Origin of the sequence: Paracoccus aestuarii, assembly GCF_028553885.1 — a bacterium.
Classification (GTDB): Bacteria; Pseudomonadota; Alphaproteobacteria; order Rhodobacterales; family Rhodobacteraceae; genus Paracoccus; species Paracoccus aestuarii.
Window position 1 is genome coordinate 613,352 of sequence record NZ_CP067169.1, and the last position, 19,873, is coordinate 633,224.

21 protein-coding genes are annotated in these 19,873 nt (G+C 70.8%); 14 read left to right on the forward strand and 7 right to left on the reverse strand.

The annotated features are described in order from the left end of the window. The first annotated feature begins 35 nt into the window (after positions 1–35). The 9 genes from JHW48_RS03115 (at position 36) to der (ending at position 9,929) form a co-directional block, all read left to right on the forward strand. Positions 36–1,301, forward strand: a complete 1,266-nt coding sequence (locus JHW48_RS03115) for a sarcosine oxidase subunit beta family protein (RefSeq protein ID WP_119885896.1) — start codon at positions 36–38, stop codon at positions 1,299–1,301. Positions 1,302–1,395: 94 nt separating this feature from the next. Beyond that, positions 1,396–1,668 carry a hypothetical protein gene (locus JHW48_RS03120; protein WP_119885895.1) on the forward strand — a complete coding sequence of 91 codons (273 nt, stop codon included), beginning with the start codon at positions 1,396–1,398 and terminating at the stop codon, positions 1,666–1,668. Between the two features lie 126 nt (positions 1,669–1,794). Beyond that, positions 1,795–2,157 (forward strand): sarcosine oxidase subunit delta, encoded by a 363-nt coding sequence (locus JHW48_RS03125; protein ID WP_119885894.1) that lies wholly within the window; start codon positions 1,795–1,797, stop codon positions 2,155–2,157. After that, positions 2,154–5,084 carry a sarcosine oxidase subunit alpha family protein gene (locus tag JHW48_RS03130; protein WP_119885893.1) on the forward strand — a complete coding sequence of 977 codons (2,931 nt, stop codon included), beginning with the start codon at positions 2,154–2,156 and terminating at the stop codon, positions 5,082–5,084. The genes JHW48_RS03125 and JHW48_RS03130 overlap by 4 nt, the downstream gene beginning before the upstream one ends. Further along, complete coding sequence (locus tag JHW48_RS03135) at positions 5,077–5,595, forward strand: sarcosine oxidase subunit gamma (RefSeq protein ID WP_119885892.1); 519 nt, start codon at positions 5,077–5,079, stop codon at positions 5,593–5,595. Before JHW48_RS03130 ends, JHW48_RS03135 begins: the two co-directional genes overlap by 8 nt. A gap of 89 nt (positions 5,596–5,684) precedes the next feature. After that, complete coding sequence (locus JHW48_RS03140; RefSeq protein WP_119885891.1) at positions 5,685–6,284, forward strand: superoxide dismutase; 600 nt, start codon at positions 5,685–5,687, stop codon at positions 6,282–6,284. A 151-nt stretch (positions 6,285–6,435) separates the two neighbouring features. Then, the gene (locus tag JHW48_RS03145) at positions 6,436–7,080 is read left to right on the forward strand and encodes a tetratricopeptide repeat protein (RefSeq protein ID WP_119885890.1); all 645 of its coding nucleotides are present in this window, start codon (positions 6,436–6,438) and stop codon (positions 7,078–7,080) included. 45 nt (positions 7,081–7,125) lie between these two features. Continuing rightward, positions 7,126–8,451, forward strand: a complete 1,326-nt coding sequence (locus JHW48_RS03150; protein ID WP_119885889.1) for an outer membrane protein assembly factor BamB family protein — start codon at positions 7,126–7,128, stop codon at positions 8,449–8,451. Further along, complete coding sequence (gene der / locus JHW48_RS03155; RefSeq protein ID WP_119885888.1) at positions 8,448–9,929, forward strand: ribosome biogenesis GTPase Der; 1,482 nt, start codon at positions 8,448–8,450, stop codon at positions 9,927–9,929. The genes JHW48_RS03150 and der overlap by 4 nt, the downstream gene beginning before the upstream one ends. Here the strand turns inward: der and JHW48_RS03160 are convergent. The 4 genes from JHW48_RS03160 to JHW48_RS03175 all read right to left on the reverse strand — a co-directional run bounded on the left by JHW48_RS03160 (position 9,926) and on the right by JHW48_RS03175 (position 12,840). After that, complete coding sequence (locus JHW48_RS03160) at positions 9,926–10,669, reverse strand: hypothetical protein (protein ID WP_147388079.1); 744 nt, start codon at positions 10,667–10,669, stop codon at positions 9,926–9,928. The genes der and JHW48_RS03160 overlap by 4 nt on opposite strands. 52 nt (positions 10,670–10,721) lie before the next feature. After that, positions 10,722–12,014: a serine--tRNA ligase gene (gene serS / locus JHW48_RS03165; RefSeq protein ID WP_119885886.1), complete on the reverse strand. Its 1,293-nt coding sequence runs from the start codon at positions 12,012–12,014 to the stop codon at positions 10,722–10,724. Positions 12,015–12,106: 92 nt separating this feature from the next. Beyond that, on the reverse strand, positions 12,107–12,439 hold the full coding sequence (locus JHW48_RS03170) for an ArsR/SmtB family transcription factor (protein ID WP_119885885.1): 333 nt from the start codon (positions 12,437–12,439) through the stop codon (positions 12,107–12,109). Beyond that, positions 12,436–12,840, reverse strand: a complete 405-nt coding sequence (locus JHW48_RS03175; protein ID WP_205961887.1) for a thioredoxin domain-containing protein — start codon at positions 12,838–12,840, stop codon at positions 12,436–12,438. Before JHW48_RS03175 ends, JHW48_RS03170 begins: the two co-directional genes overlap by 4 nt. 138 nt (positions 12,841–12,978) lie before the next feature. On the opposite strand from JHW48_RS03175, the gene meaB reads away from it, so the two are divergent. From meaB to JHW48_RS03200, 5 genes are all read left to right on the forward strand, one after another. Continuing rightward, entirely contained in the window at positions 12,979–13,953 is a 975-nt protein-coding gene (meaB, locus tag JHW48_RS03180) for a methylmalonyl Co-A mutase-associated GTPase MeaB (RefSeq protein ID WP_119885884.1), read from the forward strand. Between the two features lie 63 nt (positions 13,954–14,016). Further along, complete coding sequence (locus JHW48_RS03185; RefSeq protein WP_336390898.1) at positions 14,017–15,060, forward strand: bifunctional transcriptional activator/DNA repair enzyme AdaA; 1,044 nt, start codon at positions 14,017–14,019, stop codon at positions 15,058–15,060. A gap of 126 nt (positions 15,061–15,186) precedes the next feature. Further along, positions 15,187–15,477, forward strand: coding sequence for a 50S ribosomal protein L28 (rpmB, locus tag JHW48_RS03190; RefSeq protein ID WP_119885882.1), 291 nt, complete (start codon positions 15,187–15,189; stop codon positions 15,475–15,477). 129 nt (positions 15,478–15,606) lie between these two features. After that, positions 15,607–15,984, forward strand: a complete 378-nt coding sequence (locus JHW48_RS03195) for a hypothetical protein (protein ID WP_119885881.1) — start codon at positions 15,607–15,609, stop codon at positions 15,982–15,984. Then, positions 15,981–16,508 (forward strand): copper chaperone PCu(A)C, encoded by a 528-nt coding sequence (locus JHW48_RS03200; RefSeq protein ID WP_119885880.1) that lies wholly within the window; start codon positions 15,981–15,983, stop codon positions 16,506–16,508. Before JHW48_RS03195 ends, JHW48_RS03200 begins: the two co-directional genes overlap by 4 nt. A 25-nt stretch (positions 16,509–16,533) precedes the next feature. Here JHW48_RS03200 and JHW48_RS03205 read toward each other — a convergent pair whose 3' ends face one another. The 3 genes from JHW48_RS03205 to JHW48_RS03215 are packed head-to-tail and all read right to left on the reverse strand — an operon-like array spanning position 16,534 to position 19,865. Next, positions 16,534–17,205 carry an arylesterase gene (locus JHW48_RS03205; RefSeq protein WP_240637806.1) on the reverse strand — a complete coding sequence of 224 codons (672 nt, stop codon included), beginning with the start codon at positions 17,203–17,205 and terminating at the stop codon, positions 16,534–16,536. Then, positions 17,202–19,613 carry a heavy metal translocating P-type ATPase gene (locus tag JHW48_RS03210; protein WP_119885879.1) on the reverse strand — a complete coding sequence of 804 codons (2,412 nt, stop codon included), beginning with the start codon at positions 19,611–19,613 and terminating at the stop codon, positions 17,202–17,204. Before JHW48_RS03210 ends, JHW48_RS03205 begins: the two co-directional genes overlap by 4 nt. A gap of 30 nt (positions 19,614–19,643) precedes the next feature. Then, positions 19,644–19,865: a hypothetical protein gene (locus JHW48_RS03215; RefSeq protein ID WP_272835743.1), complete on the reverse strand. Its 222-nt coding sequence runs from the start codon at positions 19,863–19,865 to the stop codon at positions 19,644–19,646. Between the last annotated feature and the right edge of the window lie 8 nt (positions 19,866–19,873).

Here is a 19,873-nt window from a genome sequence, read left to right on the forward strand (position 1 = left end):
CGCCATGCTGCGCCGAACTGATCCCGGGAGGTCCCATGATCGCCGCGCCCCGTTCCGGCCGCTATTCCGTCTTTGCCCTGGCCCGCCAGGCGCTGCGCCAGCATTCGGGCTGGACCCGGGCCTGGGCCAATCCCGAGCCGCGCCCCCGCTACAAGGTCGTCGTGATCGGCGCGGGTGGGCATGGGCTGGCCACCGCCTATTACCTGGGAAAGAACTTCGGCATCACCGATGTGGCCGTGCTGGAGAAGGGCTGGCTGGGCGGCGGCAATACGGGCCGCAACACCACGATCATCCGGTCGAACTATCTTCAGGACCCGTCGGCGGCGCTTTATGAAAAGGCGCGCAGCCTTTATGAGACGCTGTCCCAGGACCTGAACTACAACATCATGTTCAGCCCGCGCGGGCTGATCATGCTGGCCCAGACCGAACATGAGGTGCGCGGATACCGCCGCACGGTCCATGCCAATGCGCTGCAGGGGGTGGCGACCGAATGGGTGACCCCGGCGCAGGTCAAGGACCTGGTGCCGATCATCAATCTGGACGGGCCGCGCTATCCGGTTCTGGGGGGGCTCTATCAGGCCCGCGGCGGCACGGCGCGCCATGACGCGGTGGCTTGGGGCTATGCGCGGGCCTGTTCGGACATGGGCATGCACATCATCCAGAATTGCGAGGTGACGGGCATCCGCACCGATGCGGGCCAGGTGCGCGGGGTGGACACGACCCGCGGCCTGATCGGCTGCGAAAAGCTGGCCATCGTGGTCGCCGGCCATTCCAGCCAGCTGGCCGAGATGGCGGGGTTCCGCCTGCCGATCGAATCCGTGGCGCTGCAGGCGCTGGTGTCCGAACCGATCAAGCCCTGCATGGATGTGGTGGTGATGGCCAACACCGTCCACGGCTACATGTCGCAATCCGACAAGGGCGAGATGGTGATCGGCGGCGGCACGGACGGGTTCAACAACTTCACCCAACGCGGATCCTGGCAGCATGTCGAGGAGACCGTCCGCGCCCTGGTCGAGACCTTCCCCATGATCAGCCGCCTGAAGATGCTGCGCCAATGGGGCGGCATCGTGGACATGACCGGGGATCGGTCCCCGATCCTGTCGGCGACCCCGGTGGGGGGCATCTTCGTCAATTGCGGATGGGGCACGGGGGGCTTCAAGGCCATCCCCGGATCGGGCTGGGCCATGGCGGAACTGGTCGCCAAGGACAGCCCCGGACCGCTGGCGGCGGATTTCGGCCTGAACCGTTTCCGCGAGGGGCGGTTCATCGACGAATCGGTCGCCGCGGGCGTGGCGCATTGACCGGCGGGGCGGGGCCGATGGGGCGGGGCTGCGGAACCATGGCGACGGGTTGGGAATTGAACGGTCATCACGGCTTGGAACGAAAGGGTTCATCATGGCTGACCGTAACAATAACGGCCTGTATTTCATCGTCGGCGGCATCGTGGTCGTCGTGGCGCTGCTGTTCTTCTTCATGTCCGGCAGCGATACCGGCGTCGCCACGACCGACATGGCGCCCGCAGGCGACAGCACCACGATCAATGTCGACACCCCGGCCAACGACCCGGTCGCGACCGATCCCGCGCCCATGGGCACCGACACCGCACCCGTCGGCGTCGAGACCGACAGCCCCGCGGCCGTCGAACCCGCACCCGCGCCGGCGAACTGATCCCGGCGTGACCTTGGCCGGTCGGGCATGCCCCGACCGCTGCCCTGCCGCATCGGCAGCAGGCACCGCAGCCCCCGGCCGCGGTGCCTTTGCCTGTGCGGCCCCCACCCGTTCCAAGGAGGCGAGATGCTGATCCTGACCTGCCCCTATTGCGGCATCCGGGCCGAGGAAACCGAACTGCATCCCGGTGGCGAGGCGCATCTGACGCGCGAGGGCCCCGGCAGCACCGATGCCGAATTCGAGGCCTATCTGTTCGCCCGCGCCAACCCGAAGGGGGTGCATCTGGAACGCTGGCGCCATGCCTATGGCTGCGGGAAATGGTTTCTGGCCGCACGCTGCACCGCAACGCTGCAGGTCTTCGGCACCTATGCCGCCCAGACCCCGCATCCGCCCGCCGAGGTCGTCCAGGCCATCCGCAAGGCCCGCCCCGACTGGACCCTTCCGGGTGCCGACACCGCCACCAAGACCGACGAAGGCCCCGCCGCATGACCCGCATCGCTCCGCATCGCCTGGCCCAGGGGGGCCGCCTGATCGACCGCGCCTATCCGCTGCCCTTCCGTTTCGACGGGCGGCATCTGCGGGGCGTGGCGGGGGACACGCTGGCCTCGGCGCTGCTGGCCAATGGCCAGATGCTGATGGGCCGGTCCTTCAAGTATCACCGCCCGCGCGGCCCCGTGGCCTCCGGCGCCGAGGAGCCCAACGCCCTCTTGGGCCTGGGCCAGGGCGGCCGGTTCGAGCCGAACCAGCGCGCCACCACCACGCCCTTGGTCGCGGGCATGATCGCGCGCAGCCAGAATTGCTGGCCCAGCCTCGATGCCGATATCGGCGCGATCAACAACTGGCTGGCACCGGTCCTGCCAGCGGGCTTCTACTACAAGACCTTCATCCATCCGCGACCCTTCTGGAAACATGTCTTCGAGCCGGTGATCCGCCGCAGCGCGGGCCTTGGGCGTGCGCCGACCGACCCCGATCCCGACCGCTATGAACAGGCCTACGCCTTTGCCGATCTGGTCGTTGTGGGCGGCGGCATCGCCGGCCTGACGGCGGCGCGCGACGCGGCGCAGGATGGCCGCAGCGTTCTGGTCCTGGAACAATCCCCGCATTGGGGCGGGCGCACGCCCACCGACCACGCCGATGGTCAGGCCGCCATCGACGCGCTGCTGGCCGATCTGCACGGCATGGCGGGCGTCACGCTGCGCCGCAACACGATGGCGACGGGGCTCTATGACCACGGCTATCTGATCGCGCGCGAGGCCTTGGCCGATCACGACCCGAACCAAGGCATCCCGCGCCAGCGCCTGTGGCGCATCCGGGCGGGTCATGTGATCACCGCCACCGGCGCGCTGGAACGGCCCCTGTCCTTCGCCTGCAACGACGTGCCGGGCGTGATGCTGTCCAGCGCGGCGCGCGACTTCATCGCCGATTACGGCGTGGCGCCGGGCGGGCGCATCCTGGTCGTCACGAACAATGACGACGCCTATCGCACCGCCCTGGCCGCCCGGGATGCGGGGCTGGCGGTGCCGGCGATCCTGGATGCCCGCTCGGTGGCCGACGGCGCGCTGCCCCAGGCCGCGCGGGCCGCGGGGATCCGCGTGCTGACCGGCACCGGCATCGCAAAGGTCAAGGGCGCCAAGCATGTCGAGGCCGCGCTGATCTGCGACCAGGGGGGCGAGGGCCGGGTGATCGAGACCATCCCCTGCGACGTGATCGCCATGTCGGGCGGCTGGTCCCCGGTCGTGCATCTGTGGTCCCATTGCGGCGGCAAGCTGATCTGGGACGAGGGCCAGGCCCTGTTCCGCCCCGATCCCGACCGCCCGCCCTTGGGTGCGGACGGGCAGGGCAATGTCACCGCCCTGGGCGCGGCCTCGGGCGATCTGGCCTGCGCGGGCGATCTGGAACGCCCCGAGGGCGCGACCCTGCCGGTCTGGGTCATGCCCGCCCGCGCGCCCTACAAGCTGCGCGCCAAGGCCTGGCTGGATTTCCAGAACGACGTCAAGCTGACCGATGTCGAACTGGCCGCGCGCGAGGGCTATGCCAGCGTCGAACATGCGAAACGCTACACCACCCTGGGCATGGCGACCGATCAGGGGAAGCTCTCGAACATCAACGGGCTGGCCACGCTGTCCTCGGCGCTGGACCAGCCGATCGCCGCGACCGGCACCACCACCTTCCGCCCGCCCTATACGCCGCTGACCTTGGCCACCATCGCCGCCGAGGCCAAGGGCGATGCCTTCCAGCCCCTGCGCAAGACCCCGATCCATGCCTGGCACGAGGCCAACGGCGCCTCGTGGGAGCCGGTGGGCCTCTGGCGGCGCCCCTATGCCTATCCGCGCGGGGCCGAGACCCGCGAGGCCGCCGTCGCGCGCGAAATCCGCGCCGTGCGCGCGGGCGTGGGCACGCTGGACGCCTCGACCCTGGGCAAGATCCTGGTCAAGGGGCCGGATGCGGGGCGGTTGCTGGACATGGTCTATACGAACATGATGTCCAGCCTGCCCGTGGGCAAATGCCGCTATGGGCTGATGTGCAACGAGAACGGGTTCCTGATGGATGATGGGGTGGTGGCGCGCCTGTCCGATGACAGCTGGCTTTTGCACACCACCACCGGCGGCGCCGACCGCATCCACGCCCATCTGGAGGATTGGTTGCAATGCGAATGGTGGGATTGGCAGGTCCATACCGTCAACCTGACCGAGCAATTCGCCCAGATCGCCGTGGCCGGGCCCCAGGCCCGCGCGCTGCTGGAACGGCTGCCGGGCAGCATCCCCCTGTCGGCGGAGGCGCTGCCCTTCATGACCTGGGCTGAGGGCGATCTGGCCGGCATCCCCGCCCGCATCTTCCGCATCAGCTTCTCGGGCGAGCTGAGCTACGAGATCGCCGTCCCCGCGACCCGCGGGCTGGAGCTGTGGGAGCGGCTGCATGATGCGGGCCAGGACCTGGGCATCACCCCCTATGGCACCGAGGCGATGCATGTGATGCGCGCCGAAAAGGGCTTCATCATGATCGGGGACGAGACCGACGGCACCATCATCCCCCAGGATCTGGGGCTGGACTGGGCGATCTCGAAGAAGAAGGCCGATTATATCGGCAAGCGCGCCCATGCCCGCCCGCATATGACCGACGGCAACCGCTGGAAGCTGGTCGGCATCGAGAGCCTGTCGGGCAAGGTCATCCCAGACGGCGCCCATGCGGTCGACGAAGGCACCAATCCCAACGGCCAGCGCCGGGTGCAGGGGCGGATCACCTCCAGCTATCATTCGCCGACGCTGGATCGGCCCATCGCGATGGCGCTGGTGCGCCACGGCCCGGCCCGGATGGGGCAGGTGCTGGATTTCCCCATGCCCTCGGGCGAGGTCCTCAAGGGCCGCATCACCGATCCGGTCTTCTACGACAAGGAAGGAGCCCGCCAGAATGTCTGAGCCGCTCGCGCGTATCGCCCCGGTCACGGGTCTTGGCATGATCACCATCCGCGCCGATCCGGACCGCGCGGGCGACGCCCTGGCCGAGGCCGCGGGCCTGGCCATGCCCGACCGCACGGGCATCACCACCGATGGCAGCCGCGCCCTGGGCTGGATGTCGCCCGACGAATTGCTGCTGATCCTGCCCGTGGCCGAGCTGGCCGAGGCCTTGGTCCTGCTGGATCAGGCGGTGACCGGGGAACACGGGCTGGCGGTCGATGTCTCGGACGCCCGCGCGGTCTTCGACGTGACCGGCCCCCATGCGGCGGATGTGATCGCGAAACTGGCCCCCGTCGATGCCGCAGCCATGCCCGAGGGCCATCTGCGCCGCACCCGCCTGGCCCAGACCGCCGCCGCGATCTGGCGGATCGAAGGGGGATTCCGCATCATCGGCTTTCGGTCGGTCGCGGATTACACCGCGCTGATCCTGGCCAATGCCGCGCTGCCCGGATCCGGGCTGGCGCCACGCTGACAGGAACCCCCGGCCGCCCCTTGCGTTGATCCGGCGAATACGGGACTGTGCGCCCGATACGGAATCCAACCCCTTGAAAGGACAGGATCATGGCATTCACCCTTCCCGACCTTCCCTATTCCCACGACGCGCTGGAAGCCGGCGGCATGTCGCGCGAGACGCTGGAATATCACCATGACAAGCACCACAAGGCCTATGTCGACAAGCTGAACGAGCTGGTCGCCGGCACCGAATGGGAAGGCAAGGACCTCGAGGAGATCGTCAAGGGCACCTATCAGAAGGGCGCCGTCGCCCAGAACGGCATCTTCAACAATGCCAGCCAGCACTGGAACCACGCCCAGTTCTGGGAGATGATGGGCCCGAACCCCGGCCCGATGCCCGAAAACCTGGAAAAGGCCATCGTTGACAGCTTCGGCTCGGTCGATGCCTTCAAGAAGAAATTCACCGAATCCGGTGTGGGCCAGTTCGGCTCGGGCTGGGTCTGGCTGGTCAAGAAACCCGACGGATCGCTGGACGTGACCAAGACCGAGAACGGCGTCAACCCGCTGGTCGAGGGTCAGACCGCCCTGCTGGGCTGCGACGTGTGGGAACACAGCTATTACATCGACTTCCGCAACGCGCGTCCGAAATACCTCGAGAACTTCCTCGACAAGCTGGTGAACTGGGAGAACGTGGCCTCGCGCCTCTGATCCCCGCCCGCCGCATTCCTGCAGGGGCCCGTCGCGATGCGGCGGGCCCCTGTCCATGTCGTGACGCCCCCGAAATGCCGGTCGCCATTGGCTTTTGCGCGGCTGGCGGATATGACCGGCAGGGACGACAGGACAAGCGACGAAGGCGGCCATGGCCAACCAGAATGACAGCTTCATCGACGAGGTGACCGAGGAACTGCGCCGCGACAGGCTTTATAGCATCTTTCGCCGCTATGGCTGGATCGTCATCGCGGCGATCGTGATTCTGGTCGGCGCCATTTCCTGGCGCGAATACGGCCGCGCCCAGGAACGCCAGGCGGCCGAGGCCTGGGGCGACGCGATGCTGGCGGCCGAGGGCGATCCCCAGGCCATGCTGGCCATCGACGCGCGCGGTTCCGCCGGGCGCGAGGCCTTGGCGGGCCTTCTGGCCGCCGGTGCCCGCATCGAGGCGGGCGAGGCCGATGCCGCCGCCGAGGATCTGGCCCGCATCGCCGCGGCCCAGCCCCAGACCGCCCTGGGCGAGCTGGCGCAGCTGAAGCTGGTGATGATGCAGGGCGACCGGATGGATGCCGCCGAACGCGACGCGATGCTGACGCGGCTGTCGCGCGCCGGCGCCCCGTTCGAGCTGTTGGCCTTGGAACAGAAGGCCGTGGCGCTGATCGGCGCGGGCCGTCCCGATGACGCGATCACGCTGATCCGCCAGATCCAGGCCAAGGACGGCTTGACCGAGGCCTTGCGCCGCCGCCTGTCCGAGATGATGATCGCCCTGGGCGTGGACCCGGAACCGGCCGAGTGATCGCGGCCCGCCATTGCTGATGACTGGACGAGGGGAATGACGGCGATGACCGCAAAGCTGCGACTGACCTTGGCCCTGGCCGGGATTCTGGGCCTGGCCGCCTGTGGCGACCGCGACGTGATCCTGCCGGGCGAACGCCTGGACCCCTTGGCGGTGGCATCGCCCGACGGCCCGGCGGTGCAGGGCGCGCCCGGCATCAGCTCCACCGCGCTGTCGCTGGCGGCGCCGGTGACGAATGCCGAATGGACCCATCGGGCGGGCAATGCCGCCCATGCGCCTGGCCATGTGGCCTTGGGCGCAGGCAACCGCGCGCTGTGGTCGGCCCCGATCGGGCAGGGCGACACGCGCCGTCACCGCATCACCGCCGATCCGGTCGTGGCGGCGGGGCGCATCTTCACCATGGACAGCCGCGCCCGCGTGACGGCCACCGCGCCGAATGGCGGCCGCGCCTGGTCCACTGACATCACGCCGCCCTTGGAAAACCCCGACAGCGCCTCGGGCGGGGGCTTGGCCTATGAGGGCGGGCGCGTCTTCGCGACCACCGGCTTTGGCGAGCTGGTCGCGCTGGATGCGGCATCGGGGCGGGTCCTGTGGCGCCAGCGCGTCGGCGCGGCGATCGGCGGCGGGCCTGCGGTCGCGGATGGGGTGGTCTATGTCGCCTCGCGCAATTCGGTGGGCTTTGCGGTGCGCGCCAGCGACGGGCGCGTGCTGTGGCAAAGCTCGGGCACCGGGTCGGGATCGGGCGTCATGGGCGTGTCGGTCCCCGCGGTGCAGGGTGGCACGGTCGTCTTTCCCTTCGCCTCGGGCCAGCTGCTGGCGGTCGAGCGCAGCTCGGGCCTGACGGAATGGAGCGCCCAGATCGCCGGATCGCGCGGCGGGCGCAGCATCGGCTTCATCCGCGACGTGACCGGCGATCCGGTCATCGCGGGCGGGCGGGTGATCGCGGGCACCTCCTCGGGGCGGATCACGGCGGTCGATCTGGCCACCGGCCTGCAGGACTGGTCGGCGCGCGAGGGCGCCACCAGCCCCGTCGCCGTGGCGGGCGGTTCGGTCTTTGCGGTCAATGACCAAGGCCAGCTGGTGCGTATGGACGGCGCCACCGGCGGGGTGATCTGGCGGCAGGCGCTGCCCTTCTTCACCACCGACCGGGTGCGCCGCCAGGATGCGGTCCATGCCCATCACGGCCCGGTCCTGGCCGGAGGCCGCTTGCATATAGCCTCCAGCGATGGCATGTTGCGCAGCTTCGATCCCGCCTCCGGCGCGCTGGTCGGCCAGGTCCAGATCCCCGGTGGGGCGGCCACGGCCCCGGTGGTTGCCGGTCAAACCCTTTACGTCGTTGCCCGCAACGGCCAGTTGCATGCGTTCCAATGACATTCACCCTTGCCATCGTCGGGCGGCCCAATGTGGGCAAGTCCACCCTGTTCAACCGCCTTGTCGGGAAAAAGCTGGCTTTGGTCGATGACCAGCCGGGCGTGACGCGCGACCTGCGCGAGGGCGCGGGCCGCTTGGGCGACCTGCGCTTTGTCGTCATCGACAGCGCGGGCCTGGAAATGGCCGAGGATGACAGCCTGCAGGGCCGGATGCGCCGCCTGACCGAACGCGCCGTCGACGAGGCCGACATCTGCCTGTTCGTCGTCGATGCCCGCGCGGGCGTGACCGCCGCGGATGAATATTTCGCCGAGATCCTGCGCCGTCGCGCCCGCCACGTCATCGTCGCTGCCAACAAGGCCGAGGGACGGGCCGGGGAATCCGGCGCGCTGGAGGCCTATGCCCTGGGCCTGGGCGAACCCATCCGCATCTCGGCCGAACATGGCGAGGGGATGGACGACCTCTATCGCTTGCTGGTCCCCCTGTCGGATGCGATCGAGGCCGAGCGCCCCGCCCCGATCGAGGCCGCGACCGATGTGGATCTGTCCGAGGCCGATGCCGAATCGGGCGAGGGCGCCGAGGATTGGCGCCCCTCGGATGACCGGCCGCTGCAGCTGGCGGTGATCGGGCGGCCCAATGCGGGCAAATCCACCCTGATCAACAAGATCCTGGGCGAGGACCGCCTGCTGACCGGCCCCGAGGCCGGGATCACCCGCGATTCCATCAGCGTCACGACCCGCTTCATGGACACGCCGATGCGGATCTTCGACACGGCCGGGATGCGCAAGCGCGCCAAGGTCACCGACAAGGTCGAGAAGCTGTCCGTCGCCGACGGCCTGCGCGCCGTCCGCTTCGCCGAGGTGGTCGTCGTCCTGCTGGATGTCGACATTCCCTTCGAACAGCAGGACCTGCGCATCGCCGATTTCGCCGAAAGCGAGGGCCGCGCGGTCGTCGTCGCCGCGAACAAATGGGACCTGGAGGAGGACAAGCCCCAGAAGCTGAACGAGCTGCGCGCCGCCTTCGAAAAGCTGCTGCCGCAGCTGAAGGGCGCGCCCCTGGTCACCGTCTCGGCCCGGACGGGCAAGGGGCTGGACCGGCTGCACAACGCCATCCTGAAGGCGCATGAGGTCTGGAACCGCCGCGTGTCCACCGCCCGCCTGAACCAGTGGCTGGGCGCCATGACGGAAAGCCACCCGCCCCCCGCGCCGGGCGGGCGCCGCATCCGGCTGCGCTACATGACCCAGGTCAAGACGCGTCCGCCCGCCTTCATCGTCAAGGCGACGCATACGGACAAGATCCCCGACAGCTATCAGCGCTATCTGATCAACGGGCTGCGGACGGATTTCGACATGCCGGGAACGCCGATCCGGCTGTTCTTCCGCGATCAGGGGGGCGACAACCCCTACAAGGCCAAGGCCACCAAGATCGTGCAGTCGGGCGCGCTGTCCAAGCACAAGAACCGCCAGAAGCCCAAGGCCTAGCTGGCGGCCCGCACCAGAACCGCCGCCATGGCCGAGATCCCCAGGATCGCGGCCAGGGCGATGACCGGATCGCTGCCCATGGTCGATATGGCCAGCCCGCAAAAGGCCCAGATCATCGCGGTGGAATAGCCGATGCTGGGCCCGATCCAGATCTGGGCCGCCATGCCGATCAGCGCGCTCGGCAGGATGGCGATGGCCGAAACGGACTGCATCGACAGCCCGAACCGTTCCGCCCCCATCGCCGCCAGCGCCGCCGAACACAGGGCCGTGGCCCAGCCCGCAAAGAACCCGATGGCGGGTCTGTGCCGCCCCGCCGCCCGGCGCGCGGCCAGGATCGCGGCGGCGGCGCTGATCCCCGCCGACAGGGTCAGCAACCCCGGCGACTGGATCAGCATCGGCCAGGTCGCCCCCAAGGCCAAGGCCAGCACGGCCAAGGGCCAGATGCGCGGCCGCCCGGTCCGCACCGGGTCCGTGTCCGACGGGTCGATCCACTGGCCCACCGCGTCCAAGAGCACCATCGCCCAGACCGCGATCAGCAGCGACCACATCACCACATTGCCTGGATCCAGGTAAAATTGCGGGATCGAGGGCGGCGGCGCCAAGGGCATGGACAGCAAGGATGCCGTCGCGCCCAGGCTGTCGGGGCCGGTCGTGGCCGCCGTCTGCCAGGCATAGGTCAGCCCCGCGGTCACGAAGACCGCGGCCGCCGACAGATGCACCAGTGTTCCGATCCTCTTCATGCCTCCGAACGCGCGCCGATGACCGGCAGTTTCGCGCGTCGGACGATACCGTTCAGGACAGGCGGCCTTCGGGGGTCAGGCGGGTCTTGCCGCCCAGATAGGGATGCAGCGCGGCGGGCAGATCGACCGAGCCGTCGGCCTGCTGGCCGTTTTCCAGCACCGCGATCAGGGCGCGGCCCACGGCCAGGCCCGAACCGTTCAACGTATGCAGGAATTCCGGCTTGCCGCCACCCTCCGGGCGATAGCGGGCATTCATCCGCCGGGCCTGGAAATCGCCGCAATAGCTGATGCTGGAGATCTCGCGATAGCGGTCCTGGCCGGGCAGCCAGACCTCGATGTCATGGGTGATCCGGGCCCCGAAACCCATGTCGCCGGTGCACAACACGATTGTGCGATAAGGCAGATCCAGCGCCTCTAGCACGGCCTCGGCGCAGCGGGTCATGCGGTCATGTTCGGCCGGCCCCGTCTCGGCATCGGTGATGGACACCATCTCGACCTTCTCGAACTGGTGCTGGCGCAGCATGCCGGTCGTGTCGCGGCCCGCGCTGCCGGCCTCGGACCGGAAGCACTGGCTGTGGGCGACCATGCGCCGCGGCAGGCTGGCATGATCGACCAGATCGCCATGCACGGTGTTGGTCAGCGTCACCTCGGCGGTGGGGATCAGCCACCAGCCCTCGCGGGTCTGATAGCTGTCCTCGCCGAATTTCGGCAGCTGCCCGGTGCCGACCATCATCTCCTCGAGGACCAGGACGGGGGTCCAGGTCTCCTCCAGGCCATGTTTGTCGACATGCAGATCGACCATGAACTGGGCAAGGGCGCGATGGATGCGCGCGACGCCGCCTTTCAGGACGGTGAAGCGGCTGCCCGACAGCTTGGCGCCGGTGGCGAAATCCATGCCGGGGACGACGCCCGCGATCTCGAAATGCTCGCGCGCGGGGAAATCCAGCGCGCGGGGGCTGCCCCACCGGCGCAGCTCGACATTGTCATCCTCGTCCGCGCCGTCGGGGACGCGGTCCAGCGGCAGGTTCGGGATGCCCATCAGCATGTCGCGCAGCTGGCCGTCCAGATCGGCGGCCTCGGCCTGCATCCGGGCAATCTCGGCCTTGCTGTCGGCGACCTCGGCGCGCAGGCGGTCGAATTCGGCATCGTCGCCGCGCGCCTTGGCGGCGCCGACCTGCTTGCTGGCCTGGTTCTGGGCGGCCTGGCCGGTCTCGGCCCGGCTGATGCAGCCGCGCCGCGCCTCGTCCAGCGACAGGATGCGGGCGGTCAGACCGGACAGGCCGCGCCGCTGCAGGGCGGCCTCGAAGGCATCGGGATTGTCACGGATCGCACGGATGTCATGCATGGCGGCACCTTCGCGGGAATGGAGTTCCGCAACTGCCTAGCGCAAGGGCCCGTGCGACAAAAGCCCGGATTTCCGCGAAGGGCACCCGGGCGTCAGGACGCGCAGAACAGCCGATACATCAGCGCCACGACCTCGGCCGCGCGGGGATCGGCCACGGAATAGAGCCGCGCCTTGCCCTCGCGTCGGCAGCTGACCAGCCCTTCGGCCCGCAGGCGCGCCAGCTGCTGGCTGACGGCGGCCTGGCGCTGGCCCAGCAGCTCCTCCAGCTGGGACACGGTCTTTTCGCCCGATGACAGATGACAGAGGATCATCATCCGCCCCTCATGGGCCAAGGCCTTCATGAAGGCGCTGGCCTCGGCTGCGCGTTCCAGCATGTCGGGCGCGGGGATGGGGTCCGCGGGCTGGCGGGGATCATGGGCGGTCATGACAGCAGATCCCCCGGCAGGCCCGCATCCAGCATCATCCGCATCAGGACGGGGTGGAAATGGCGCGCGCCGACATAGCCCTCGACGCGGCCGATCTCGGTCGCGCCCTCCAGCAGCAGGAAGCTGGGGGTCAGGCGCGGGCGGCGGTCCAGCGCCAGCCCGTCGGGCCAGGGGCCGTCGATGTCGACCTCGGTCAGGGGGGCCGCGCGCCCGGCGGGGGATGCGGCGAAGCCCGGGCCGATCTGGTCGCGCCAGGCCCGGCAGTGATGGCAGCCGCGGCTGGTCACCATCAACAGGCGGAACGGACCCCGGCGGGGCCCGGCCGCGGCCATGCCGACGGGTGCGATGCAGAGTGCGGCGGGCAGCAGGGCCAGAAGGCCGCGCCGGGTCAGGCAGGTCATCGCGCGGATCCTCGGGTTGCGACCTGCTGAAATTAGGGTGGCGGGGGGCGGCTGGCAAGGCGCGACGCAGGCGTCTTGCCGCCGGGGCGCGCTTGGGCCACTCTGCCCGCGACGGGGAAACGGGGGCGCGCATACCGCATGGACGATCTGACCGAGCCGCTGATCCAAGGCGATCGCCGCGCCCTGTCGCGGGCCATCACCCTGGTCGAATCCACCCGCGCCGATCACCGCGACCGGGCGCAGCGGCTGCTGGACGGGCTGCCGGACCGGCAGGCGCTGCGGATCGGGCTGTCGGGGACGCCGGGGGTGGGCAAATCCACCTTCATCGAATCCTTCGGGCGGATGCTGACGGGGCAGGGGATGCGGGTGGCGGTGCTGGCGGTGGATCCGTCATCGACCCGGTCGGGCGGCTCGATCCTGGGGGACAAGACCCGGATGGAGCTGCTGTCGCGCGACCCGCGCGCCTTCATCCGGCCCAGCCCCTCCAGCGCCCAGCTGGGCGGCGTCGCCCGCCGCACGCGCGAGGCCGTGCGCCTGTGCGAGGCCGCGGGCCATGACGTCGTCCTGATCGAGACCGTCGGCGTGGGCCAGTCCGAAACCTTGGTCGCGCAGATGTCGGATCTGTTCGTGCTGCTGCTGGCCCCGGCGGGGGGCGACGAATTGCAGGGCGTCAAGCGCGGCATCATGGAGATGGCCGATCTGATCCTGGTCAACAAGGCCGATGGCGAGCTGCTGTCGCCCGCCCGGCGCACGGTGGCCGATTACGCGGGCGCGCTGCGGCTGCTGCGGCGGCGGATCCAGGACCCCGACGGATTTCCCAAGGCGCTGGCCGTGTCGGCCACGACCGGGGACGGGCTGGGCGATGCCTGGGACCAGATGCGCGCCCTGGCCGATTGGCGGCGCGATCACGGCCATTTCGCCCGCATCCGGGCCGAACAGGCGCGCGACTGGTTCATGGCAGAGCTGCGCGCGGGGCTGCTGGCGCGGCTGGACGCCCCCGCCGCCCGCGCCCGGATCGATGCGATGGGCCGCGACGTGGCGCAGGGACGGCGCGCGCCGGTCGCCGCGGCGGCCTCGGTGCTGGACTGGCTGGATCGGGCGGGGGCGGATTAACTGCCCGATCCGCGTTCCCCCGGCCCCGGCGAATCGGCTAGCCTGCCGGAAACGGAGGCGATGATGCGCGACCTGACCGATCACGACAGGCTCTATGCCGCGCTGCTGGCGCGGGACGCGTCCTTTGACGGGGTGGCGCTGGTGGGGGTGACCTCGACCGGGATCTTCTGTCGGCTGACCTGTCCGGCGCGCAAGCCCTTGGCCGCCCATTGCCGCTGGTTCGCGGATGCGACGGGGGCGCGGGCGGCCGGGTTCCGCCCCTGCCTGCGCTGCCGCCCGGAGGGGCAGCCGCCCGCGCTGGTGGCCGGCCTGCTGGCCGCGCTGGATGCGGGCGACCTGGACTGGTCCGAGGAGCGCCTGGCGCGCGCGGGCCATGACCCGTCGACCGTGCGGCGGCTGTTTCGCGCCCATCTGGGCCGCAGCTTTCTGCGGATGGCCCGCGACCGGCGTCTGCGCCGGGGCGGCACCGCGATCACCAAGGGGGACAGGATGATCGACGCCCAGCTGGAGGCCGGATTCGATTCGGCATCGGGATTTCGCGCGGCCTTCCGGCGGCTTTTCGGGCATGCGCCGCTGCATATGGCGGGGCAGGCGGATCTGCGGGCGGATTGGCTGGACACGCCCTTGGGCGGCATGATCGCCATCGCCGACGACCGGGCGCTGCATCTGCTGGAATTCACCGGGCGCAAGGCGCTGGCGCGGGGGCTGGCCTGGATCTCGGCGCAGGAAGGGGGGCGCATCGGCCTGGGCCGCAGCGCGGTGACCGACCTGGTCGAGGCGCGGCTGCAGGATTACTTTGCCGGGCGCTGCGGGCGGCTGCACGTGCCGCTGCGCCTGCGGGGGACGGATTTCCAGACCGCCGTCTGGCAGGCGCTGCGCGCCATCCCGGCCGGGCAGACGCGCAGCTATGGCCAGATCGCGGCGGCGATCGGGCGGCCCACCGCGGTCCGGGCGGTGGCGGCGGCCAATGGCGCGAACCGGCTGGCGCTGGTCGTGCCCTGCCACCGGGTGATCGGCGCGGACGGCACGATGACGGGCTATGCCGGGGGCCTGCAGCGCAAGGAAAGATTGATCGCGCTGGAGCGTGCCTATGCCGGAAAGGGTTGACGCGGCCCCCGCACCGCTGTAACCACCCGCGAACGGAATTCCGGGCGCTGCCTCGCGGCGCCCTTTCACATTGGGACGGACCCACCGCCGGGAACGCCCGTACAGCTGAGACGAAGGAACACAACCATGTCGCGCGTCTGCGAACTGACCGGCAAAGGCCCGATGAGCGGTAACAACGTCAGCCATGCCAACAACAAGACCCGTCGTCGGTTCCTGCCGAACCTGAACGAAGTCACCCTGCTGTCCGACAAGCTGGGCCGCGGCTATTCGCTGCGCATCTCGGCCGCGGCGCTGCGCTCGGTCGATCACCGGGGCGGGCTGGACGCCTTCCTGGCCAAGGCCAAGGATACCGAACTGTCGGACCGCGCGCTGAAGATCAAGCGCGATCTGGCCAAGGCCGACACCGCCCAGGCCTGATCGGCGCATGACGCGACCGTCCTGCATGGCCCTGCCGTTCCGGCGGGGCTTTTGCATGTCCGCCACTTGGGCGCGTGCTGCGTCCGATTGTCGCCTGACCTTCGGGCCCCGCTGCGCTAGGGTCGCGCCATGATGCGCCCCGTGCCCCTGATCGTCATTCTGGCGGTGCTGTTGACCAGCATCGGGCTGGGCGCCGCGCGCGGCCTGGTGATGCAGGGCGACCAGGTGGTGATCTGCACGGGGCATGGGGTGGTGGTGACCACCCGGCCGGGTTCCGAGGACGGGGGCGTGCATATCTGCCCCGACATGGCCCTGTCGATGCTGGCCGCCATCGGCGGCGGCGCGGTGGCACTGCCGGTCCGCATGACCCGGTCGCGGGGGCTGGGCCGGCCCGGCGCGGTCGCGGGCCGGGGCCGGGCCTTGATGCGGGCGCGGGCGCGGGGGCCGCCTTTGGCGGTCCCGACCCCTGCACCCCATCCAGACCCATCCGAAAGGACCATCCGATGAAGACCATCACCCTTGCCGCCGTCGCGGCGCTTCTGCCCCTCTCTGCCATGGCCCATGACGGCATGCATGCCGAGGACGCCTATGCCCGCAGCACCAATCCCCAGGTGGGCGCGGTGTTCATGCGGCTGGAGAATCACCGCGAGGTCGACTGCACCCTGACCGCCGCCCGTTCCGACGCCGCCGAGCGGGTCGAGCTGCACACCCATGCCATGGAGGACGGCGTGATGCGCATGGTCGAGCTGGAGGACGGCATCACCGTCCCCGCGGGCGAGACGCATCTGCTGGATCGCGGCGGCGATCACGTCATGCTGATGGGGCTTGTCCAGCCCCTGTCGCCGGGCGACGTCGTCACGCTGGAGCTGGATTTCGGCGATTGCGGCACCGAGACGGTCGAGGCCGCGCTGGACAATGACCGCACCGCCACCCATGGCGGCCATGCGCATGACCACGACCACGGGCATGACCACGGCCACGGGCATGACCACGACCACGCCCATGACGAGGACGGCCACGAGGCGCATTGACGCCCCATGGCGGCCCGCGCCCCGGTCAGGCGGCGCGGGCGACCAGTTCGGCGGCCACGGGGCCCAGGTGATCGACCAGCACCCGCACCCCCTGGGCCGAGGGGTGGACCCCGTCGCGCAGCAGATAGGGCGCGCGCTCGGCCGCCGGGATGCGCGCCAAGGGGGCATAGAGGTCCTGCAGCAGCAGCGCTCCGTGCCGTTCCGCCAGACGCGGCCAGATCCCCGCCCAGGCCCGGCGCCAATCGGCATCGCCCGCGGGCGCATGGATCCCCACCAGCAGCAGCGGCCGCCCGCCCTGACCGGCCGAGGTCAGGATCGCATCCAGGTTCTCCTCGGCCTGGGCGGGCTGCCAGCGGCGCAGCATGTCATTGCCGCCCAGCTCGACGATGACGGCATCGGGCTGGTGGCGGCGCAGCGAGACGGGCATCCGCACCCGCCCGCCATAGGTCGTGTCGCCCGACAGGCCCGCGTCGATCAGCTGCGCCGGACGGCCCGCCGCCTGCAGCCAGTCCGAAAGGCGGGGGACCAGCCCCTCGCCCCGGCGCAGGCCGTATCCGGCGGTCAGGCTGTCGCCGAAGCACAGCACACGCGGCCCGGTCTGGGCCCCGGACTGGGCCCCGCTCTGGGCCAGCGCGGGACGGGACATCAGCGCCGTCGCGGCGCTCAGGGCCAGCAGGTGGCGGCGGGTCAGGGTCATGCGGCGGTCCTCAGTCGCAGGGCGTTGCCGACGACGAAGACCGATGATAGCGCCATCGCCCCCGCGCCCAGCATCGGTGACAGTTGCGGACCACCAAAGGGCACCAGCGCCCCCATGGCAACCGGGATCAAGGCAATGTTATAGGCGAAGGCCCAGAACAGGTTCTGCCGGATGGTGCGCATGACCGCCCGCGACAGGGCCACCGCCCGCGCCACGCCTGCCGGATCGCCCGAGATCAGCACCGCATCAGCCGATTCTATCGCCACATCCGTGCCCGTGCCGATGGCGATGCCCGTCCCGGCCGCGGCCAGGGCGGGGGCGTCGTTGATCCCGTCGCCCACGAAGACGCTGTCCGGCCCCAAGGCGCGCAGCCGGTCCAGCTTGTCGGCGGGGGTCAGGCCGGCCTGGATATCCGCGATCCCCAAGCGGTCGCCCACGGCGCGGGCGGTGGCGGGCTGATCGCCCGACAGCATCGCGACGCCCAAGCCCATGGCGCGCAGCCGGGCGACCGCCCCGGCCGCCTCGGGGCGTTCGGGATCGGCCAGCGACAGGCTGGCGCAATGGCGCCCGTCCACGGCCAGATGCACGGCGGTGGCGCCTTGATCGGCATCGGCACGGGCACGGGCGATCAGGTCCGGGTCGGGGGCGATGCCGGCATCGGCCAGCGCCTCCAGGTTGCCGATGGTGACGGACCGCCCCTCGACCCGGGCGGTCAGGCCGCGGCCGGGGCGGGCGGTGACGTCCTGCGCCTCGGGCAGGGGCAGGCCCTCCGCCTCGGCCAGGATGGCGGCGGCCAGGGGGTGTTCGGACCGCGCCTCGGCGGCGGCGGCCAGGCGCAGGGCCGCCTCGCGCGTCGTGCCGGCCAGATGGACCGCCGTCACCCGCGGGCGGCCGACCGTCAGGGTGCCGGTCTTGTCGAAGGCCACGACGCGGGCGCGGGCCAGGCGCTGCAGCGCCTCGCCCCGGCGGAACAGCAGGCCCAGCTGCGCGCCGCGCCCGCTGCCCACCATGATCGAGACCGGCACCGCCAGCCCCATCGCGCAGGGGCAGGCGATGATCAGGACCGAGACCGCCGCCACCACCGCATGGGCCAGCCCCGGACCGAAGGCCAGCCAGGCCAGGAAGGTCACCGCCGCCAGCCCGATCACCACCGGCACGAAGACGCGGGTGATGCGGTCCACCAGGTCCTGGACCGGCAGGCGGGCGGCCTGGGCGCGGTCAACCATCGCCACGATCCGCGCCAGCACCGTGTCCCGGCCCACCGCCGTCACGCGATAGGACAGGGCCGTCATCCCGTTGACCGTGCCCCCCGTCACCCGGTCGCCGGGTGATTTCGCGACGGGCAGCGGCTCGCCCGTCAGCATGGATTCGTCCAGATGGCCCTGTCCCTCGGTCACGATCCCGTCCAGCGCGACCCGGTCGCCCGGTTGCAGCAGCAGATCGTCGCCGGGCCGCAGATCGGCCACGGCCACGCGTTCGGGCCGCCCGTCGCGCAGCCGGGTCGCGTGATCGGGGGCCAGCGCGACCAAGGCCCGGATCGCCGCGCCCGCCTGGCCGCGGGCCCGCGCCTCCAGCCAGCGGCCGGTCAGGATCAGGGTGACGATGACGGCCGCGGCCTCGAACCAGACATGGCGCGAGGCGGGGGGCACCAACCCCGGCGCGATGGTCACCACCGCCGAAAAGACGAAAGCCGCGCCCGCGCCCAAGGCGACCAGGCTGTTCATTTCGGGCGCGCCGCGGCGCAGGGCGGCCAGCCCGGTGCGGAAGAACCGCCGCCCCGGTCCCGCCAGCACCGCCAGCGTCAGGACCATCTGCACGGCCCAGATCGCCCGCATCGGCATCAGCCCGTGCAGCCAGTGGTGAAGGGCCGGGACGGCATGGCCGCCCATCTCGATCGCAAAGACCGGCAGGGTCAGCAGCGCCGCGGTGATGGCCGCGCGGCGCAGGGTGCGGGCCTCGTCCCGGTCGGGATCGGCGGCGGGCGCGTCGCCCCCCGCCACCCGCGCCGGATAGCCCAGATCGTCGCAGATCCGCGCCAGATCCGTGGGCGCCAGACCCGGCGCATGGGTGATGCGGGCCTGATGGCTGGCCAGGTTCACCTCGGCCTCGGCGACCAGTGGATGGTCGGTCAGGGCGCGGCGCACCCGCCCCGCGCAGGCCGCGCAGCTGAGGCCGGACAGCGCCAGCCGCGTCTCGGACAGATCGGGTGGATAGCCCGCATCGTCCAGCGCCCGGCGGACATCATCCAGCGATCCGCCCCGCAGCCGCATCGAGGCACGCCGGGTCGCGGGGTTCACCGCCACGCCCTCGATGCCCGGCAGCGGGGTCAGCGCGCGGGTGACGCGCCCGGCACAGCCGGCGCAATTGATGCCCGGAACGGGCAGGTCAAGGTGATGGGTCGTTGTCATATCCGTATCCGCCGTCGATCGCAGTGTCATTCAGGGCGATGGGCGGAACGGGGGCGCCTGCGGCGTTAGGGGGACCACGGCGGGCCGGTCCCTGCGCGGCAGCGTCAGGATGCGCGGCGGCGCGGGCGGGCGGGACAGGGCCGGGCGCGCATCCACATGGCAGCGGCAGGCGCGGTCGCCCCGGCCGCGGCAGCGATGCGCGGGTCGGGTCGTCTCCACGCGGGCGCGGCAGCAGGGGCGGGGCTGGTCCATGGCCCCGA

Bases quoted from the DNA above. Each gene is read 5' to 3' on its own strand.
- JHW48_RS03205 (WP_240637806.1), bottom strand. From the start codon at position 17,205: ATGACCCTGACCCGCCGCCACCTGCTGGCCCTGAGCGCCGCGACGGCG.
- JHW48_RS03175 (WP_205961887.1), bottom strand. From the start codon at position 12,840: ATGACCTGCCTGACCCGGCGCGGCCTTCTGGCCCTGCTGCCCGCCGCA.
- JHW48_RS03195 (WP_119885881.1), top strand. From the start codon at position 15,607: ATGATGCGCCCCGTGCCCCTGATCGTCATTCTGGCGGTGCTGTTGACC.
- JHW48_RS03210 (WP_119885879.1), bottom strand. From the start codon at position 19,613: ATGACAACGACCCATCACCTTGACCTGCCCGTTCCGGGCATCAATTGC.
- rpmB (WP_119885882.1), top strand. From the start codon at position 15,187: ATGTCGCGCGTCTGCGAACTGACCGGCAAAGGCCCGATGAGCGGTAAC.
- JHW48_RS03215 (WP_272835743.1), bottom strand. From the start codon at position 19,865: ATGGACCAGCCCCGCCCCTGCTGCCGCGCCCGCGTGGAGACGACCCGA.
- JHW48_RS03145 (WP_119885890.1), top strand. From the start codon at position 6,436: ATGGCCAACCAGAATGACAGCTTCATCGACGAGGTGACCGAGGAACTG.
- JHW48_RS03150 (WP_119885889.1), top strand. From the start codon at position 7,126: ATGACCGCAAAGCTGCGACTGACCTTGGCCCTGGCCGGGATTCTGGGC.
- JHW48_RS03160 (WP_147388079.1), bottom strand. From the start codon at position 10,669: ATGAAGAGGATCGGAACACTGGTGCATCTGTCGGCGGCCGCGGTCTTC.
- JHW48_RS03170 (WP_119885885.1), bottom strand. From the start codon at position 12,439: ATGACCGCCCATGATCCCCGCCAGCCCGCGGACCCCATCCCCGCGCCC.
- meaB (WP_119885884.1), top strand. From the start codon at position 12,979: ATGGACGATCTGACCGAGCCGCTGATCCAAGGCGATCGCCGCGCCCTG.
- der (WP_119885888.1), top strand. From the start codon at position 8,448: ATGACATTCACCCTTGCCATCGTCGGGCGGCCCAATGTGGGCAAGTCC.
- serS (WP_119885886.1), bottom strand. From the start codon at position 12,014: ATGCATGACATCCGTGCGATCCGTGACAATCCCGATGCCTTCGAGGCC.
- JHW48_RS03125 (WP_119885894.1), top strand. From the start codon at position 1,795: ATGCTGATCCTGACCTGCCCCTATTGCGGCATCCGGGCCGAGGAAACC.
- JHW48_RS03140 (WP_119885891.1), top strand. From the start codon at position 5,685: ATGGCATTCACCCTTCCCGACCTTCCCTATTCCCACGACGCGCTGGAA.
- JHW48_RS03185 (WP_336390898.1), top strand. From the start codon at position 14,017: ATGCGCGACCTGACCGATCACGACAGGCTCTATGCCGCGCTGCTGGCG.
- JHW48_RS03120 (WP_119885895.1), top strand. From the start codon at position 1,396: ATGGCTGACCGTAACAATAACGGCCTGTATTTCATCGTCGGCGGCATC.
- JHW48_RS03130 (WP_119885893.1), top strand. From the start codon at position 2,154: ATGACCCGCATCGCTCCGCATCGCCTGGCCCAGGGGGGCCGCCTGATC.
- JHW48_RS03135 (WP_119885892.1), top strand. From the start codon at position 5,077: ATGTCTGAGCCGCTCGCGCGTATCGCCCCGGTCACGGGTCTTGGCATG.
- JHW48_RS03200 (WP_119885880.1), top strand. From the start codon at position 15,981: ATGAAGACCATCACCCTTGCCGCCGTCGCGGCGCTTCTGCCCCTCTCT.
- JHW48_RS03115 (WP_119885896.1), top strand. From the start codon at position 36: ATGATCGCCGCGCCCCGTTCCGGCCGCTATTCCGTCTTTGCCCTGGCC.